Here is a 16,793-nt window from a genome sequence, read left to right on the forward strand (position 1 = left end):
TGCTTACTCACTTAGGCAACGGCCTCAGCCACAGCTGGGCAAATTCTTTTCCTGACGTTTGGCTTCGCCCCACAAGGCGTCCAACTCTTCAAGGGTGCAATCTTCCATGGGACGGTGGGTGTCGCGCAATGCCTGTTCGATAAATCGGAAACGTCGCTCGAACTTGGCGTTGGCGCCGCGCAGTGCGCCTTCCGGATCGACCTTGAGATGCCGAGCCAGGTTGACGACCGAAAACAACAAATCACCGAGCTCGTCGGTGACTGCCGCCTGATCGTTCTCCGACATGGCTTCGAGCACTTCGTCGAGCTCTTCCCGGACCTTGTCGAGCACCGGCAAGGCGTCCGGCCAGTCGAAACCGACCTGCCCGGCGCGCTTCTGCAATTTGGCCGAACGGGACAGCGCCGGCAACGCACCGGGCACATCGTCGAGCAGCGAGAGCTGCAACGGCGCGGCGGACTTCTCGGCCCGTTCCTCGGCCTTGATCTCCTCCCAGCGCTGCTTGACCTGCTCTTCACTCAGGCGCGGCACATCCAGCGGCGCGTACAGGTCGCCGGTGGGAAATACGTGGGGATGGCGACGGATCAACTTGCGGGTGATGCTGTCGACCACACCGGCAAATTCGAAGCGGTTTTCTTCCCGGGCCAATTGGCTGTAATACACCACCTGGAACAGCAGGTCGCCCAACTCACCCTGCACATGGTCGAAGTCACCGCGCTCGATGGCGTCGGCCACTTCGTAGGCTTCTTCCAGGGTATGGGGGACGATCGTCTCCCAGGTCTGCTTGATGTCCCACGGGCAACCGTACTGCGGATCCCGCAGGCGGTTCATCAGGTGGAGCAGGTCTTCAAGGCTATACATAAATCCATCTCGTCACACAAAACCTTGTGGGGGCGAGCCAGTGGGAGCAAAGCTTGCCCGCGATGGCGGTCTGGCCAACAACATCAATGCTGACTGAAACACCGTTATCGCGAGCAAGCTTTGCTCCCACAAGCTCGCTCCCACATTTTGACTGCGCTTACCCCGGCGTCCGGTTACGCCGGGTCTCGATGATGTTCGGCAACTGGGAAATCCGCCCAAGCAACCGCCCCAGCGCATCCAGCCCCGGAATCTCGATAGTCAGGGACATCAGCGCGGTGTTGTCTTCCTTGTTCGAGCGGGTGTTGACCGCCAGCACGTTGATGCGCTCGTTCAGCAGTACCTGAGACACGTCACGCAGCAGCCCGGAACGGTCGTAGGCGCGGATGACGATGTCCACCGGATAGGTGAGCACCGGCACCGGCCCCCAACTGACCTGGATGATCCGCTCGGGTTCGCGACCGGCCAGTTGCAGCACCGAGGCACAGTCCTGGCGGTGAATGCTCACGCCACGCCCCTGGGTGATGTAGCCGACGATCGCATCGCCCGGCAACGGCTGGCAGCAGCCGGCCATCTGGGTCATCAGGTTGCCCACGCCCTGGATCTGGATATCGCCGCGCTTGCCCGGCTTGTAGCCGGTGGCCTTGCGCGGAATCAGCTCCAGTTGTTCGTTGCCACGCTCCGGCTCCACCAGCTGCTGGGCCAGGTTGACCAGTTGCGCCTGGCGCAGGTCGCCGGCCCCGAGGGCGGCGAACATGTCCTCGGCGGTCTTCATGTTGGCCTTTTCGGCCAGCTTGTCGAAATCCACCTGCGGCAGGCCCAGGCGACTGAGCTCCCGCTCGATCAGGGTCTTGCCGGCGGCGACGTTCTGGTCGCGGGCCTGCAACTTGAACCAGTGGACGATCTTCGCCCGCGCCCGGGAGGTGGTGATGTAGCCCAGGTTCGGGTTCAGCCAGTCGCGGCTCGGCGTGCCGTGCTTGCTGGTGATGATCTCGACCTGCTCACCGGTCTGCAGGCTGTAGTTGAGCGGCACGATCCGCCCGTTGATCTTGGCACCCCGGCAGTTGTGGCCGATCTCGGTGTGGACCCGGTAGGCGAAGTCCAGCGGCGTCGCGCCCTTGGGCAGGTCGATGGCGTGGCCGTCGGGGGTGAAGATGTAGACCCGGTCCGGCTCGATATCCACCCGCAACTGTTCCGCCAGGCCGCCGATGTCACCCAGTTCCTCGTGCCACTCGAGCACCTGGCGCAGCCAGGAGATTTTCTCTTCGTAGTGGTTGGACCCGGACTTGACGTCGGTGCCCTTGTATTTCCAGTGGGCACAGACGCCCAGCTCGGCTTCCTCGTGCATGGCGTGGGTGCGGATCTGCACTTCCAGCACCTTGCCTTCCGGCCCGATCACGGCGGTGTGCAGCGAGCGATAGCCGTTTTCCTTGGGGTTGGCGATGTAGTCGTCGAACTCCTTTGGAATGTGCCGCCACAAGGTGTGGACGATCCCCAGCGCGGTGTAGCAATCGCGCATTTCCGGGACCAGCACGCGAACAGCGCGCACGTCATAGATCTGGCTGAACTCCAGGCCCTTGCGCTGCATTTTGCGCCAGATCGAATAGATGTGCTTGGCCCGGCCGCTGATGTCGGCCACCACTCCAGTGGCCTGCAGTTCTTCGCGCAACTGGGTCATCACGTCGGTGATGAAGCGCTCGCGGTCCAGGCGCCGTTCATGCAGCAACTTGGCGATCTGCTTGTACTGGTCGGGCTCCAGGTAGCGGAAGGACAGGTCCTCCAGCTCCCATTTGATGTGACCGATGCCGAGACGGTGGGCCAGGGGGGCATAGATGTCGAACACTTCCCGGGCGACACGATTGCGCTTTTCGTCGTCGGCGGCTTTCACCGCGCGGATCGCGCAAGTGCGCTCGGCCAGCTTGATCAGCGCGACGCGTACGTCGTCGACCATGGCCACGAGCATCTTGCGCAGGTTCTCCACCTGGCCCTGGGTCCCCAAGACCATGGAATGACGCGGGCTGAGGCTGGCGCTGATGGCCGCCATGCGCAACACGCCATCGATCAGTTTGGCGACCACCGCGCCGAAACGCTGGCTGACCACCGACAGCTGGATCTGGCCTTCGCGCACGCCACGGTACAACACGGCGGCTACCAGCGAGTCCTGATCGAGCTTGAGGTCGGCGAGGATCTCGGCGATCTCCAGGCCCGTCTGGAAACTCGACGTGCCTTCGGACCAGAGGTTCTTCGCCGCATTGTGTTGCTGTTCCGCCTCGCGAGCGAACTCGCAGGCTTCCTTCAAGGCTTCGCGATCCAGTGCCATGTCGATACTGACCGCGTGATCGAGCCAAGCCTCGAGATTGATACTGCCGTCGGTGTTGATCGGCTGGTGTGCTCTCACCTGTACCATCTTTACTTACCTTCCCTACGACGCAGATTCAATGCGTCAACATCGCTGACCTTCGTTGCCCGTGTTTCCGCCCAGGACTGTGGCGGGGTGACACGAACGGGTCAGTCGGACAAGCCATCCTGGCTCGCTTCAAATAACGCCATGGCCTCGACATGCGCCGTTTGAGGAAACATATCGAGAATCCCGGCACGTTTTAACCGGTAGCCCTGCTTGATCAATTCGACCGTGTCCCGGGCCAAAGTTGCCGGGTTGCACGATACATAAACCAACCGCTTGGCGCCCAGGGACGCCAGCTTGCGCACCACCTCGAAAGCACCGTCACGGGGTGGGTCCAAGAGTACCGCAGAAAAGCCTTCGCCGATCCATTCGGCATCGGTCAGTGGCTGGGATAAATCGGCCTGAAAAAAGGCAGTGTTATGCAAATTATTACTGATGGCATTGGCCGCCGCGCGGTCCACCATGGTCTGCACGCCTTCCACGGCCACCACCTCGCGCGCGCACCGGGCCAACGGCAAGGCAAAGTTGCCCAGGCCGCAGAACAGATCCAGCACTCGCTCCTCGGATCGCGGCGCCAGCCACTGCAATGCCTGGGCGATCATCGCCTCGTTGACCCCAGCGTTCACCTGAATGAAATCCCCCGGCCGATAAGCCAGCTCCAGGTCCCAGGTGTCCAGGCGATAGCCCAGGGTCAATCCAGGTTCGGCCGGTTGTGGCTCACCTTCGCCGTGCAGCCACAGTTGGGCGCCATGGAATGCGCAGAAATCCTTGAGGATGGTCAGGTCGGCTTCCGACAGCGGCGCCATGTGCCGCAGCAATACCGCCAGGGACGAGCCGGCGAACAATTCCACATGCCCCAGCGCCTGAGGTTTGCTCAAGCGGCGCAGCATGTCCGGCAAGCGATTCATGATCGGCTGCAAGGGCTGTACCAGCACCGGACAATCGCCGATGGCGACGATGTCCTGGCTGCCGACGGCGCGGAACCCGACCTCGAGGTTCTTCGCTTTCTGGTCCCAGCGTACCGCCACGCGGGCGCGGCGCCGGTAAGCGAATTCCGGCCCGCTCAGCGGCGCGGCCCACTCCTGCGGCGCCACACCGGCAACCCGCAACAATTGCTCGGCGAGCATGCGCTGTTTCAGGGCGAGCTGTTCGTTGTGGGGCAGGTGTTGAACGCTGCAACCGCCACATCGGCCGGCATGGATGCACGGCGTAGCGCGGCGCAGTTCACTGGCCTGGAACACCCGTTCGGTGCGCGCCTCGACCACCTTGCCATGGGCACCCAGTACCCGCGCCTCGACCTCTTCGCCCGCCAGGGCGCCGATGACGAACCAGGTGCGCCCGTCGACAAACGCGATGCCCCGGCCATCGTTGGCCAGGCGCTCGATGATCAGGCGCTGTTTTTTGCCGGTCGGCACTTGTGGGGCCCGGCTTCCGCCACTGGGCTGGAAGCGCAAGCCTCTTTCATGCCTGGCCATCAGTTGGGCGCGTCGAAAATGCCGGTGGACAGGTAGCGGTCGCCGCGGTCGCAGATGATCGCGACGATCACTGCGCTTTCAACTTCCTTCGACAAGCGCAGCATGCCCGCCACGGCACCGCCGGACGATACGCCGCAGAAAATGCCTTCTTCGCGGGCCAGGCGACGGGTCACGTCCTCGGCTTCGAGCTGGGCCATGTCGATGATGCGGTCCACGCGGTCGGCCTGGTAGATCTTCGGCAGATATTCCTCGGGCCAGCGGCGGATGCCGGGAATCGACGCGCCTTCCACCGGTTGCAGGCCGACGATCTGCACGTTCGGGTTCTGTTCCTTCAGGTAGCGCGAAGTGCCCATGATGGTGCCGGTGGTGCCCATCGAACTGACAAAATGGGTGATGGTGCCATCGGTCTGGCGCCAGATCTCGGGGCCGGTGGTGGTGTAGTGGGCTTCGGGGTTGTCGCCATTGGCGAATTGGTCGAGCACCTTGCCGCGACCTTCGGCCTGCATCCGCTCGGCCAGGTCACGGGCGCCTTCCATGCCCTCGTCCTTGGTGACGAGGATCAATTCGGCACCGTAGGCGGTCATCGCCGCCTTGCGCTCGGCGCTGGAATTGTCGGGCATGATCAGGATCATCTTGTAGCCCTTGATCGCCGCCGCCATCGCCAGGGCAATCCCGGTGTTGCCGGAGGTCGCCTCGATCAGCGTGTCACCGGGCTGGATCTGCCCGCGCAACTCGCCACGGGTGATCATCGACAGCGCCGGCCGGTCCTTGACCGAACCCGCCGGGTTGTTCCCTTCGAGCTTGAGCAAAAGCGTATTGCTGGTCACGCCGGGCAGGCGCTGCAAACGGACCAGCGGTGTGTTGCCGACGCAATCGGCGATGGTGGGATATTGCACAGTCATGGCGTATTCGCAATCCGGGCTGCGGGGGCGCCTATCATACCGGCAAACCCTCCTCGGCCATATCACGCAAAGTATGGTGGTTATGGTTTATGGGAATAAGCACCACACACCGTGGCGAGGGAGCTTGCTCCCGCTGGGGCGCGAAGCGGCCCCCCGACAAGTGCCCCGACATACCGCGGACTCAGGTTTGAGGGCTGCTGCGCAGCCCAGCGGGAGCAAGCTCCCTCGCCACAAGCATCTCGTTCGACTGGTCTTTGTCGGCGCTCTCGCCGGCTATCAACCACAGACTCAACCGCAGCCCTCTCCCCGTATTTTCCGCCCACATCCGCCCGCCCTGGCGCTGCACCGCGTTGCGCGCGATGCTCAGGCCCAGGCCGAAACCGCCATCGCCGGGACGGGAGCCATCGAGGCGGGTAAAAGGATCGAAGATGCGCCGCAGATCCTGCTCCGCCACCCCGCCGCCTTCGTCCTCCAGCCACAGATGCCAGAACGCGCCTTCGCGCCGGCCATCCAGGCGCACGATGCCATGGGGCGGGGAATGGCGGATGGCGTTGCGCAGGATATTTTCCAGGGCCTGGGCCAGGGTATTGAGGTTGCCCCGCACCCAACAGTCGGCCGCCACGGCGCACTGCAATTGGCTGGTGGGCCAGGCGCTTTCGTAGCAGGCATTCTCCGTGAGCATTTCCCACAACGCCTGGACCTGGATGGCTTCCCCGGGCAGCGGCGCACGGTCGGTATCGAGCCAGGCCAGTTGCAATGTGTCCTCAACCAGCCGCCGCATGCCCTCGACTTCCCGGGCGACCCGCTCACGCAATGGCTCGAGCGCTTGCTCGCTTTCGCTGGCGACCTGCAAGCGACTCAGGGGCGTGCGCAGTTCATGGGACAGGTCGCGCAGCAATTGCTGTTGCAGGATGACGGTGGATTGCAGGCGTTCGGCCATGTGATCAAACGCGCGCCCCAACTCACCCAACTCATCGGTCCGGTCGGTCGTGCGACGGGGCAAGCGCACGTTCAACTGATCGACACGCCAGGCATTGGCCTGCTCGCGCAGCTGATTGAGCGGCACCACCAGCAAGCGGTACAGGCCGACGCACAGCAACAAGGTGAACAACCCTGGGATCACACCATTGGTAATCACCCGCCAGAACACCCGGTACCGCCCCGGCAGGAAACGCTCGGGCAACTCGATCACCAGGCTGCCGGCGGACGGATCCTCGGGAAACGGCACCCGCAGCCATGGCCGGCCTTTGCGATGGATGGGCCAGTCGAGCCCTCGCAGAAATGTCAGGCGCTCGATCTCCTTGTCCGTCAGCGGATGTTCACTCAGGGACTGCAAGTCCGCACCGATGACACCGACCCAACTGGCTTCCCGCTCCTGCATGCCCTGCAACCACCGATCGACACCCGCCTGGCTCCCCCCATGCCAAGCCCGCTCGGCCTCGGCGGCATAACGCGTGAGGGTGCCTCTGGCCTCATCCGAGAGGAACTGGTTGCGCTGCTCCATGTAGCGGCCCCAGGACCAGCTCAACCAGATCATCAGCAGACAGAACGCCACCAGCAGGCACGCCAGTTTCCAGAACACTGAATGCCGCGGCGGCAGGTCAGACCATTTCATCGACGGCACTCAACACATAACCCTTGCCCCACACCGTGCGCACTTCCCGCGCGGTGTAGCCGATGGCCTTGAGCTTGCGACGGATCTGGCTGACGTGCATGTCCAGGCTGCGGTCGTGAGGAGCGTAACCACGCTGCAAAACGTGCTGATAAAGGAAGGCCTTGCTCAGTACTTCATCGCCGCTGCGGTGCAGGACTTCCAGCAGGCGATACTCGCTGCGGGTCAGTCCGGCAGAGTGCCCGGCGACCTGCACGTCACAGCGCTCTTCGTCGAAATCCAGCCCCTGGACCTGATGCACCGGCAACACCGGGGCCGGACGCCGGTCCAGGGCCACCCGGCGCAGGATGGCTTCGATACGCACATGCAGCTCAGCCATGCTGAAAGGCTTTGGCAGGTAATCGTCGGCGCCGAGGCGAAAACCACTGATGCGGTCGGCTTCGGCCCCCAGGGCCGACATCAGCACCACCGGGGTGGAATGGCTCTGGCGCAAACGGGTCAGCACCGCGAGCCCATCCATGCCGGGCAGCAGGATGTCCATGAGCACCACATCGAACGCCTGGCGGCAGGCCAATTCCAGCCCTTCCTGGCCGTTCTGGCACCAGGTCACGTCGAACCCGCTGCGGCCCAGTTGCTCGTGGACATAGGCGCCCAGCACGAGATCGTCTTCAATGGAAAGAATGCGGGGATGACCAACGGGAGTGGGATTCATGATTATCTGCAAATAATTCTCAGTTGCCGAATTATTCAAGATCGCCTCTCAGGAGGCAACCGCCGCGCATCGCTACACCGATGCAACGGGCGGCACGGATGCACGGCGACATGAATTTTACGAAGATTGCCCGCCTGCAAGTCGCTACACTGCGCAGGTGTTGCGTGCCGGATGCGCGCAAAGTCGATCTGACCGCTGGATGCAGGAGACAGGTGTGCTGAAGAAACTGGGAATCAAAGGTCGCGTGTTGTTGCTGACCCTGTTGCCGACCAGCCTGATGGCGCTGGTCCTGGGCGGCTATTTCACCTGGATGCAGCAATCGGACCTGCATGCCCAGTTGCTGCAGCGTGGCGAGATGATCGCCGAACAGCTTGCCCCGTTGGTCGCCCCGGCCATGAGTCGCCAGGACAGCGATCTGCTGGAGCGCATTGCCACCCAGTCCCTCGAACAAACGGATGTGCGCGCCGTGACGTTCCTCGCCCCCGACCGCACGCCCCTGGCCCACGCCGGCCCGACCATGCTCAACCGCGCACCGGAGGGCAACAGCGCCCATCTGCTACAACGCACCGGCAACGATGCCACGCGCTACCTGCTGCCGGTCTTCGGCAAGCATCGTAATCTCGCCGGCAAACTGATCCCCGAGGAAGCCGATCGCCTGCTGGGCTGGGTCGAGCTGGAGCTGTCCCACAGCAGCATGTTGCTGCGCGGTTACCGCAGCCTGTTTGCCAGCCTGTTGCTGATTACCGCCGGCCTGGGACTGACCGGGTTGCTGGCCCTGCGCATGGGCCGCACGATCAATCGACCGCTGAGCCAGATCAAACTGGCCGTGGCGCAGCTCAAGGATGGTCACTTGGAAACCCGCCTGCCCCCGCTGGGCAGCCAGGAACTGGATGAGCTGGCGTCGGGCATCAACCGCATGGCCGGCACCCTGCAGAACGCCCAGGAAGAATTGCAGCACAGCATCGACCAGGCCACCGAAGACGTGCGCCAGAACCTGGAAACCATCGAGATCCAGAACATCGAGCTGGACCTGGCCCGCAAGGAGGCCCTGGAGGCCAGTCGGATCAAGTCCGAATTCCTGGCGAACATGAGCCATGAAATCCGTACGCCCCTCAATGGCATCCTCGGCTTCACGCACCTGCTGCAGAAGAGCGAACTGACCCCGCGCCAGCTCGATTACCTGGGCACCATCGAAAAGTCCGCCGACAGCCTGCTGGGCATCATCAACGAGATACTTGATTTTTCGAAGATCGAGGCCGGCAAACTGGTGCTCGACAGCATTCCGTTCAACCTGCGGGACCTGTTGCAGGACACCTTGACCATTCTCGCCCCCGCCGCCCACGCCAAACAGCTGGAACTGGTAAGCCTGGTCTACCGCGACACGCCGTTGTCGCTGGTGGGCGATCCGCTGCGACTCAAGCAGATCCTCACCAACCTGGTGAGCAACGCCATCAAGTTCACCCGCGAAGGCACCATCGTCGCCCGAGCCATGCTCGAAGACGAACACGAAGACAGCGTGCAATTGCGCATCAGCATCCAGGACACCGGGATCGGCCTGTCGAACCAGGACGTGCGGGCGCTGTTCCAGGCGTTCAGCCAGGCCGACAACTCGCTGTCGCGGCAACCCGGCGGCACCGGATTGGGTCTGGTGATTTCCAAGCGCCTGGTGGAACAGATGGGTGGCGAGATCGGGGTCGACAGCACACCGGGCGAAGGCTCGGAATTCTGGATCAGCCTGCGCCTGCCCAAGACCCGTGACGACGCCGAGGACCTGCCCGGTCCACCGTTGCTGGGTCGTCACGTGGCCCTGCTGGAAAACCACGACCTGGCCCGCCAGGCCTTGCAGCATCAGTTGGAAGACTGCGGCTTGCAGGTGACGTCGTTCAATACCCTGGAAAACCTGACCAATGGCGTGACCATCGCGCACCAGACCGACCGGGCCATCGACCTGGCCGTGCTGGGCATCACCAGCAACGACATGCCGCCGGAGCGCCTCAACCAGCATATATGGGACCTTGAACATCTGGGCTGCAAGGTCCTGGTGCTGTGCCCGACCACCGAGCAGACCCTGTACCACCTCTCGGTGCCCAACCCCCACAGTCAGTTGCAGGCCAAGCCGGCCTGTACCCGCAAATTGCGCCGCTCGCTGTCCGACCTGGTCAACCCGCGCCCACCACGCAACGAACCCAATGAACCGGTGGCCAGCCGCGCACCCAAGGTCCTGTGCGTGGACGACAACCCGGCCAACCTGCTGCTGGTGCAAACCCTGCTCGAAGACATGGGTGCCAAGGTGCTAGCGGTGGAAAGCGGCTATGCCGCGGTCCAGGCCGTGCAAAAGGAAACCTTCGACCTGGTCCTGATGGACGTGCAGATGCCTGGCATGGATGGTCGCCAGAGCACCGAGGCCATCCGCCAGTGGGAAAGCGAGCGGCATTGCACGCCGCTGCCGATTGTCGCCCTCACCGCCCACGCCATGGCCAACGAAAAGCGCGCCCTGCTGCAAAGCGGCATGGATGACTACCTGACCAAACCCATCAGCGAGCGGCAACTGGCCCAAGTGGTGCTCAAATGGACCGGCCTGGCCCTGCGCAATCAATCCCCGGAGCGAGGCTTCGACGCCCAGGGCGGCAGCGAACTGCTGGTGCTCGATCACGAAGAAGGCCTGCGACTGGCCGCCGGCAAGGCCGATCTGGCGGCAGACATGCTGGCGATGCTGCTGGCCTCCCTGGAAGCCGACCGCGAAGCGATTCGCCAGGCCAGCGAGGCCAACGATCACAACGCCCTGATCGAGCGGGTCCATCGCCTGCACGGCGCCACACGCTACTGCGGCGTTCCGCAATTGCGTGCCGCCTGCCAGCGCAGCGAAACCCTGCTCAAGCAACAGGACCCCAAGGCTGCCGTCGCCCTGCAGGACCTGGATCGGGCCATCGATCGGCTGGCCAGCGAGGCACGCATCAGCGCCTGATCCTTCAACCGGCACAAAACCCTGTGGGAGCGAGCTTGCTCGCGATAGCGGTTCGTCAGTTGACATCAATGCGACTGATCCACCGCTATCGCGAGCAGGCTCGCTCCCACAATGGGAAAAGGGGGAGTTCGTCGCATCCGGACCATCCCAAGCCATGCCGCGTGCTAGCATGTCGCGCCTATTTTGGAGGACCCATGGCCGAGCACGATTTCCGCTACACCCTGATGAATCCGCAGCACACCTTGACCGAAGTCCGCGCCCTGGCGCCGGGCCGCTATCAGGTCACCGGCAACGGCGGTTCGATCCAGGCCAACGACGTACTGCTGGTCACGCTAAAGGGCAGCAAGGATTTGTCCATGCACCTGACCGTGGACACCGTTCGCCACCTGCTCAAGCCCATGGGTCAATGGACCGCCATGACCACCGGCCCGGTGTTCGGCGAATTGGCGATCCACACCTGGCAAGTCAATTGCGACAGTTGCGCCAAGGAGCTGAGCTTCGAATTTGCCGTCGATGCCAAGCTCGGCGTCAAGGCCCAGAAACCGGCCGCCAGCGCACGCATCGCCGAGCTGGGCTGGACCACCGTGGGTGAAAAACACCTGTGCCCGACATGCAGGGAAGCTGCCTGATGAAACGTCTGGTCCTGTCCGCGTTGATCGGCATGAGCCTGCTGGGCTGTGCCGCCGAACCTGTACAGTTGCAACAGAACCGCAGCTACATCCTGGAATGGATCGGCGAACGGCCATTGATGGACTACAGCCACCTGACCATCACCCTCGGTGAGGACGGCCGCGCCTATGGCAATGCCGGCTGCAATCACTGGTTCGGCCCCTATACCCTGGAAGGCCATCGCTTGAGCTTCGGCAAGATCGGCAGCACCCGCAAACTCTGCGGGCCGGCCGTGATGGAGCAGGAGTCGCGGTTCTTGCAGGCGCTGGAAAAGGTCGAACGCTGGGACATCTCGCCCATCGAACAGATACGTTTCTGGCCAGCCCAGGGCAAGCCGCTGCGGTGGTGGCTGGAAGAGGGTTGAGCCTCCAAGCGGAGCTCTTGAGCCTGGCTGGGCCCTGTGGCGAGGGGATTCATCCCCGCTGGGCTGCGAAGCAGCCCTCCTGGGTCTGGTCTGACACAGCGCAGTAGCAGCTGCATTTTTGGGGCTGCTTCGCAGCCCAACGGGGATGAATCCTCTCGCCACAGCAGCTCCTACAACAACCCGTCACGAAAGTGCTATTTAAGCGCCTGCAACGCCTCAAGCTTCGCCATCACCCCCGCCGCCGTCTGCTCGCCCAGCAATTGCTCGCGCACCTTGCCTTCGTTGTCGATGATGTAGGTCACCGGCAACCCTTCGCTGCGCGGCAGGTCGAAGATCTCGGCCGGGTCCCGGGCCAATACGGTGAAACGGATGCCCATCTTGTCGCTGGCGCTCTTGAGCTCCTCGCCCTGCACCTGATCGAAATTGACCCCGAACACACCGACGTTGCGTTCCTTGAGCTGTTCGGCCAAGGCATTGAACTGCGGGATCTCGGTGCGGCATGGCGCGCACCATTCGGCCCAGTAGTTGATGACCAGCCACTGCTTGTCCAGCCGTTGCGAGTCGATCGCCTGGCCGTTCTGGTCGACTCCGTAGTCGTTTCCGCAACCGGCGAGCAACAGGATACCCATGAATGTCAGTGCCGCCGTCAATCGCCTTGCCATGTGCCAATCCTTGTCTGAATGTGAACGCTGCCACGACCCATCGTGGCACAGTAGAATAGCCGCCACCTTACGCAAGATGCGACCCGCTCATGACTGATCTGACGCTTTATCACAACCCGCGCTGCTCAAAATCCCGCGGTGCGCTGGAACTGTTGGAGGCCCGCGGCCTGACGCCCGCCGTGGTCCGCTACCTGGAGACCCCGCTCGATGCAGCGCAGCTCGAACGGCTGCTGGGCAAGCTCGGCATCACGGCCCGGCAATTGCTGCGCACCGGCGAGGACGAATACACCCGCCTGAACCTGGCCGACGAAAGCCTGAGTCAGGCGCAATTGATCGCCGCCATTGCCGCCCACCCGAAACTCATGGAGCGGCCGATTCTCGAAACCGCCGACAAAGCCGTGATCGGCCGTCCGCCGGAGAAGATCCTGGAGATCCTGCCGTGAGCACACCGTACATCCTGGTGTTGTATTACAGCCGCAGTGGCTCCACCAACGAAATGGCCCGGCAGATCGCCCGCGGCATCGAACAGGCTGGGCTGGAAGCCAGGTTGCGCACGGTACCGGCGGTTTCCACCGAGTGTGAAGCGGTGGCCCCGGACATTCCCGAGCAAGGTCCGCTGTACGCCACCCTCGATGACCTGAAGCACTGTGCCGGCCTGGCCCTGGGTAGCCCGACCCGTTTCGGCAACATGGCGGCGCCGCTCAAGTACTTTCTCGACGGCACCAGCAACCTGTGGCTGACCGGTGCCCTGGTGGGCAAGCCGGCTGGGGTGTTCACCTCCACCGCGAGCCTGCACGGCGGCCAGGAAACCACCCTGTTGTCGATGATGCTGCCGCTGTTGCACCACGGCATGTTGATCACCGGCCTGCCCTACAGCGAGTCGGCCCTGATCGACACCGAGGGCGGCGGTACGCCCTACGGGCCGAGCCATCACGCCGGGAGTGATGGTAAAAGCGGCTTGAACGAGCATGAAGTCGCCCTGTGCCGGGCCTTGGGTTCGCGCCTGGCGAAAACCGCACAATTGCTGGAGAGCGGCCGTGGCTAAAAAGCCGAAGATCCTCCCCTCCATCCAGTGGCTGGAGCCACGCGTACGCATCGCCCGCGTCCTCAGCCTGCTGTGCTTTTTCGGCCTGGTGGGGGTGCTCAGCGTCTATTACCTGCTGATCGCCGACCTGCACGGCGCGCGTCCCTGGGTGATCCTGCTGATCGAGTTGGTACCGCTATTGATATTGGCCCCCGGCATGCTCACCGGCAGCGCTCGCGGCCACTCGTGGATGTGCTTCGTGGTGAACCTGTATTTCATCAAGGGCGCACTGGCGGCCTATGACCCTAACCGGCAACTGTTCGGCGTGCTGGAAATGCTCGCGAGCGTGGCGGTGTTCTGTTCGGCATTGTTGTATGTGCGCTGGCGGTTCCAGTTGAACCGGCGGTTGGCTGGCGAGGGAGACATCTCCGTCGCCTGACAGGCCGCCATCGCGAGCAGGCTCGCTCCCACAGGGGATTTTCGGCGTTCACAAATCCAGTGTGGGAGCGAGCCTGCTCGCGATAGGTGCGACGCGGTTTCAATGATTCACTGTGTAGGCCAGCATCTTCGAAATCTGGCTCATCGGCCGCCCGCCACTTTCTTCATGCCACTGGTTGAAGGCATTCTGCACCGTCGCCAGGTCCCGCAGGCTGGTGGGGACTTTGTCGACGATGTCCTGGGCATTGAGCGCTGCTACAACGTCGTTGCTGGTCACGAAGGTGTCCTTGCCCATCATTCGTAAAAAGTACGGAGCCGACAGGCCACCCAGTTGATGGCCATGTTTTCTCAGGTAGGTCCACAGGCCAACGATATCGTTCACCGGCCAGTCGGCGATCAGCGCGCCGAAGCTGCCTTTTTCATGAGCCGCGTCCAGTACCAGTTGCGCGTTGCGGGGCACGCTCTTGAGCTTGCCCAGGTGCCGGATGATCCGCGCATCCTGCATCAACCGCTCTAGGTGCTCGGCACTCATCAGCACGACCTTTTCCGGATCGAACTTGAAGAACACCTCTTCGAACGCCGGCCACTTGGCATCCACCAGGCTGTGCTTGAGCCCGGCGCGAAAGATCCGCAGCGACATGGTCGAGAGATAGCGGTCGTCGCCGATCTTGCGCAGTTGCGCCGGAGTCTTGGGAACAGACAGGTGGGCTTCCAGTTCAGCCGCCGAACCGAAGCGGTTCAGACAGTACTCATGCAGCCACTTGTAATCGCGCATTCCCGCTCCTGGGGTCCGGTCAGAGGTTCACGACATTGACGAAGCGCGAAGCAGCGCTTTCATCGATACGCAGGTTGGTGAAATCGAACAGGTTGCGATCCGCCAGTTGCGACGGAACGACGTTCTGCAAACCGCGGAAGATGCTCTCGGTGCGGCCTGGCGTCTTGCGCTCCCACTCCTGGAGCATCTCCTTGACCACCTGACGCTGCAGGTTCTCCTGGGAACCGCACAGGTTGCAGGGGATGATCGGGAATTGCTTGAGATCCGAATAGGCCTGGATGTCCTTCTCGCTGCAATAGGCCAGCGGGCGGATCACCACGTTACGCCCGTCATCGGCGCGCAGCTTGGGCGGCATGGCCTTGAGCGAGCCGTTGAAGAACATGTTCAGGAAGAACGTCTCGACGATGTCGTCACGGTGATGCCCCAGGGCCATCTTGGTCGCGCCGATCTCGTCGGCGAAGGTGTAGAGCGTACCGCGACGCAGGCGTGAACACAGCGAACAGGTGGTCTTGCCTTCGGGGATCAGCTCCTTGACCACCGAGTAGGTGTCTTTCTCGACAATGTGGTACTCCACGCCCAGCGACTTGAGGTACGCCGGCAGCACATGTTCGGGAAACCCCGGCTGCTTCTGGTCCATGTTCACCGCGACGATGTCGAACTTGATCGGCGCAACCTTCTGCAGATGCATCAGCACATCGAGCATGGTGTAGCTGTCCTTGCCACCGGACAGGCAGACCATGACCTTGTCGCCGTCTTCAATCATGTTGAAATCGGCAACCGCCTCACCGGCCAGGCGGCGCAAGCGCTTTTGCAGTTTGTTCTGGTTGACCGTAAGAGTGCCCATGACGCGAAATCCGTGAGGTGTGACGAGGGGCCGGCATTTTACGCAAAAACAGGCCTGTGGCGAAGAGGCTGGCACACCACTGTTGTGGCGAGGGGATAAATCCCCTCGCCACAGGGTTAATCACTGGCTTCAAGACTGCGTACACAGACCTATCGGCGATTAACCCGCCACCCTACAGCGCGATTTGCTCTAAGCCCCCCATCCCCCTGGGGATAACTCCTTTCTATACTGCGTCATAAGGTCGCACACATATTCAGACCTTTACTTACTTGGCCATTTGGCTCGTAGGCGCTCCGTTGGGGGGCGATGGCAATAACAAAGGAGTGACTGACTATGATCCATCATGTCGTGGGGCTCTTTACCCACCCTGATCAAGAATGGAAAGACATCCGTGGCGATCAGGAGGAAAGCATCAGCCACATGTACCTCACCCACACGCTGATCCTGGCGGCGATCCCCGCTGTATCGGCGTTTATTGGCACGACGCAGGTAGGATGGGTCATCGGCAATCGAGCCCCCGTCATGCTCACCCATGAAAGCGCGCTGTGGATGACCATCATGTCCTACCTGGCCATGCTGGGCGGTGTCGCGGTGATGGGGGCGTTTATCCACTGGATGGCCCGCACCTATGATGCCAACCCGAGCCTGGCCCGCTGCGTGGCGTTCGCTACCTACACCGCCACCCCCCTGTTCATCGGCGGTCTGGCGGCGCTTTATCCCCACATGTGGCTGGGGATGATCGTTGGTACGGCGGCGATCTGCTATACGGTCTACCTGCTGTATGTGGGCTTGCCGACTTTCATGAATATTCCTCAGGACGAAGGTTTTCTGTTTTCCAGTTCGGTACTGGCTGTCGGCCTGGTGGTGCTGGTTGCCATCATGGCGTTCACGGTGATTGTCTGGGGGTTGGGCGTCGGCCCGGTCTATACCAACTGAAAAACCAAGGCTCTCCTATAAAAAAAGGATCTGCCAACACAGGCCGCCGCAAGGCGGCCTTCCTGTGTCTGACTATGGAAACGACCGCTGGGCACCTGAGCGATTCGCAACGGCCGATGCTTGCGGCATACTCGGGTTTCTGGAGACCCGTAAAGC

General features: G+C 62.6%; 16 protein-coding genes. 7 read left to right on the plus strand and 9 right to left on the minus strand.

Features of this window, described 5'->3' with window-relative positions:
• Positions 1–24: 24 nt before the first annotated feature.
• From mazG to LOY35_RS21020, 6 genes are all read right to left on the minus strand, one after another.
• The gene (mazG, locus tag LOY35_RS20995; RefSeq protein WP_258626581.1) at positions 25–858 is read right to left on the minus strand and encodes a nucleoside triphosphate pyrophosphohydrolase; all 834 of its coding nucleotides are present in this window, start codon (positions 856–858) and stop codon (positions 25–27) included.
• A gap of 157 nt (positions 859–1,015) precedes the next feature.
• Positions 1,016–3,262 carry a GTP diphosphokinase gene (relA, locus tag LOY35_RS21000; RefSeq protein WP_258626583.1) on the minus strand — a complete coding sequence of 749 codons (2,247 nt, stop codon included), beginning with the start codon at positions 3,260–3,262 and terminating at the stop codon, positions 1,016–1,018.
• A gap of 101 nt (positions 3,263–3,363) precedes the next feature.
• A complete protein-coding gene (gene rlmD / locus LOY35_RS21005) occupies positions 3,364–4,734 on the minus strand; it encodes a 23S rRNA (uracil(1939)-C(5))-methyltransferase RlmD (RefSeq protein ID WP_258626584.1) in 1,371 nt (456 codons plus the stop codon).
• Positions 4,734–5,636: a cysteine synthase CysM gene (gene cysM / locus LOY35_RS21010; RefSeq protein ID WP_258626586.1), complete on the minus strand. Its 903-nt coding sequence runs from the start codon at positions 5,634–5,636 to the stop codon at positions 4,734–4,736. Before cysM ends, rlmD begins: the two co-directional genes overlap by 1 nt.
• Before the next feature lie 181 nt (positions 5,637–5,817).
• Positions 5,818–7,251, minus strand: coding sequence for a sensor histidine kinase (locus LOY35_RS21015; protein ID WP_258626587.1), 1,434 nt, complete (start codon positions 7,249–7,251; stop codon positions 5,818–5,820).
• Complete coding sequence (locus LOY35_RS21020) at positions 7,238–7,960, minus strand: response regulator transcription factor (RefSeq protein WP_258626588.1); 723 nt, start codon at positions 7,958–7,960, stop codon at positions 7,238–7,240. The genes LOY35_RS21015 and LOY35_RS21020 overlap by 14 nt, the downstream gene beginning before the upstream one ends.
• 214 nt (positions 7,961–8,174) lie before the next feature.
• On the opposite strand from LOY35_RS21020, the gene LOY35_RS21025 reads away from it, so the two are divergent.
• The 3 genes from LOY35_RS21025 to LOY35_RS21035 all read left to right on the plus strand — a co-directional run bounded on the left by LOY35_RS21025 (position 8,175) and on the right by LOY35_RS21035 (position 11,958).
• Positions 8,175–10,925, plus strand: a complete 2,751-nt coding sequence (locus LOY35_RS21025; protein WP_258626590.1) for a response regulator — start codon at positions 8,175–8,177, stop codon at positions 10,923–10,925.
• A gap of 194 nt (positions 10,926–11,119) precedes the next feature.
• On the plus strand, positions 11,120–11,554 hold the full coding sequence (locus LOY35_RS21030) for a hypothetical protein (RefSeq protein WP_258626593.1): 435 nt from the start codon (positions 11,120–11,122) through the stop codon (positions 11,552–11,554).
• On the plus strand, positions 11,554–11,958 hold the full coding sequence (locus LOY35_RS21035) for an META domain-containing protein (protein ID WP_258626596.1): 405 nt from the start codon (positions 11,554–11,556) through the stop codon (positions 11,956–11,958). Before LOY35_RS21030 ends, LOY35_RS21035 begins: the two co-directional genes overlap by 1 nt.
• Positions 11,959–12,152: 194 nt before the next feature.
• Here the strand turns inward: LOY35_RS21035 and LOY35_RS21040 are convergent, their stop codons facing one another.
• A complete protein-coding gene (locus tag LOY35_RS21040; RefSeq protein ID WP_258626600.1) occupies positions 12,153–12,620 on the minus strand; it encodes a TlpA disulfide reductase family protein in 468 nt (155 codons plus the stop codon).
• An 89-nt stretch (positions 12,621–12,709) separates the two neighbouring features.
• Between LOY35_RS21040 and arsC the strand changes: the two genes are divergently transcribed.
• The 3 genes from arsC to LOY35_RS21055 are packed head-to-tail and all read left to right on the plus strand — an operon-like array spanning position 12,710 to position 14,083.
• Positions 12,710–13,063, plus strand: a complete 354-nt coding sequence (arsC, locus tag LOY35_RS21045; protein WP_258626605.1) for an arsenate reductase (glutaredoxin) — start codon at positions 12,710–12,712, stop codon at positions 13,061–13,063.
• On the plus strand, positions 13,060–13,665 hold the full coding sequence (wrbA, locus tag LOY35_RS21050) for an NAD(P)H:quinone oxidoreductase (RefSeq protein ID WP_258626608.1): 606 nt from the start codon (positions 13,060–13,062) through the stop codon (positions 13,663–13,665). The genes arsC and wrbA overlap by 4 nt, the downstream gene beginning before the upstream one ends.
• Positions 13,658–14,083 carry a DUF2069 domain-containing protein gene (locus LOY35_RS21055; RefSeq protein ID WP_139647907.1) on the plus strand — a complete coding sequence of 142 codons (426 nt, stop codon included), beginning with the start codon at positions 13,658–13,660 and terminating at the stop codon, positions 14,081–14,083. The genes wrbA and LOY35_RS21055 overlap by 8 nt, the downstream gene beginning before the upstream one ends.
• Positions 14,084–14,182: 99 nt before the next feature.
• Here LOY35_RS21055 and LOY35_RS21060 read toward each other — a convergent pair whose 3' ends face one another.
• Together LOY35_RS21060 and ttcA are read right to left on the minus strand one after the other, a co-directional pair.
• The gene (locus LOY35_RS21060; protein ID WP_258626613.1) at positions 14,183–14,857 is read right to left on the minus strand and encodes a DNA-3-methyladenine glycosylase I; all 675 of its coding nucleotides are present in this window, start codon (positions 14,855–14,857) and stop codon (positions 14,183–14,185) included.
• A 19-nt stretch (positions 14,858–14,876) separates the two neighbouring features.
• Positions 14,877–15,701 (minus strand): tRNA 2-thiocytidine(32) synthetase TtcA, encoded by an 825-nt coding sequence (ttcA, locus tag LOY35_RS21065; RefSeq protein ID WP_258626618.1) that lies wholly within the window; start codon positions 15,699–15,701, stop codon positions 14,877–14,879.
• Between the two features lie 333 nt (positions 15,702–16,034).
• Between ttcA and LOY35_RS21070 the strand changes: the two genes are divergently transcribed.
• A complete protein-coding gene (locus LOY35_RS21070) occupies positions 16,035–16,637 on the plus strand; it encodes a Yip1 family protein (protein WP_139647902.1) in 603 nt (200 codons plus the stop codon).
• Positions 16,638–16,793: the final 156 nt, after the last annotated feature.

Source organism: Pseudomonas sp. B21-028, assembly GCF_024749045.1.
In the GTDB taxonomy this organism is placed as follows: Bacteria; Pseudomonadota; Gammaproteobacteria; order Pseudomonadales; family Pseudomonadaceae; genus Aquipseudomonas.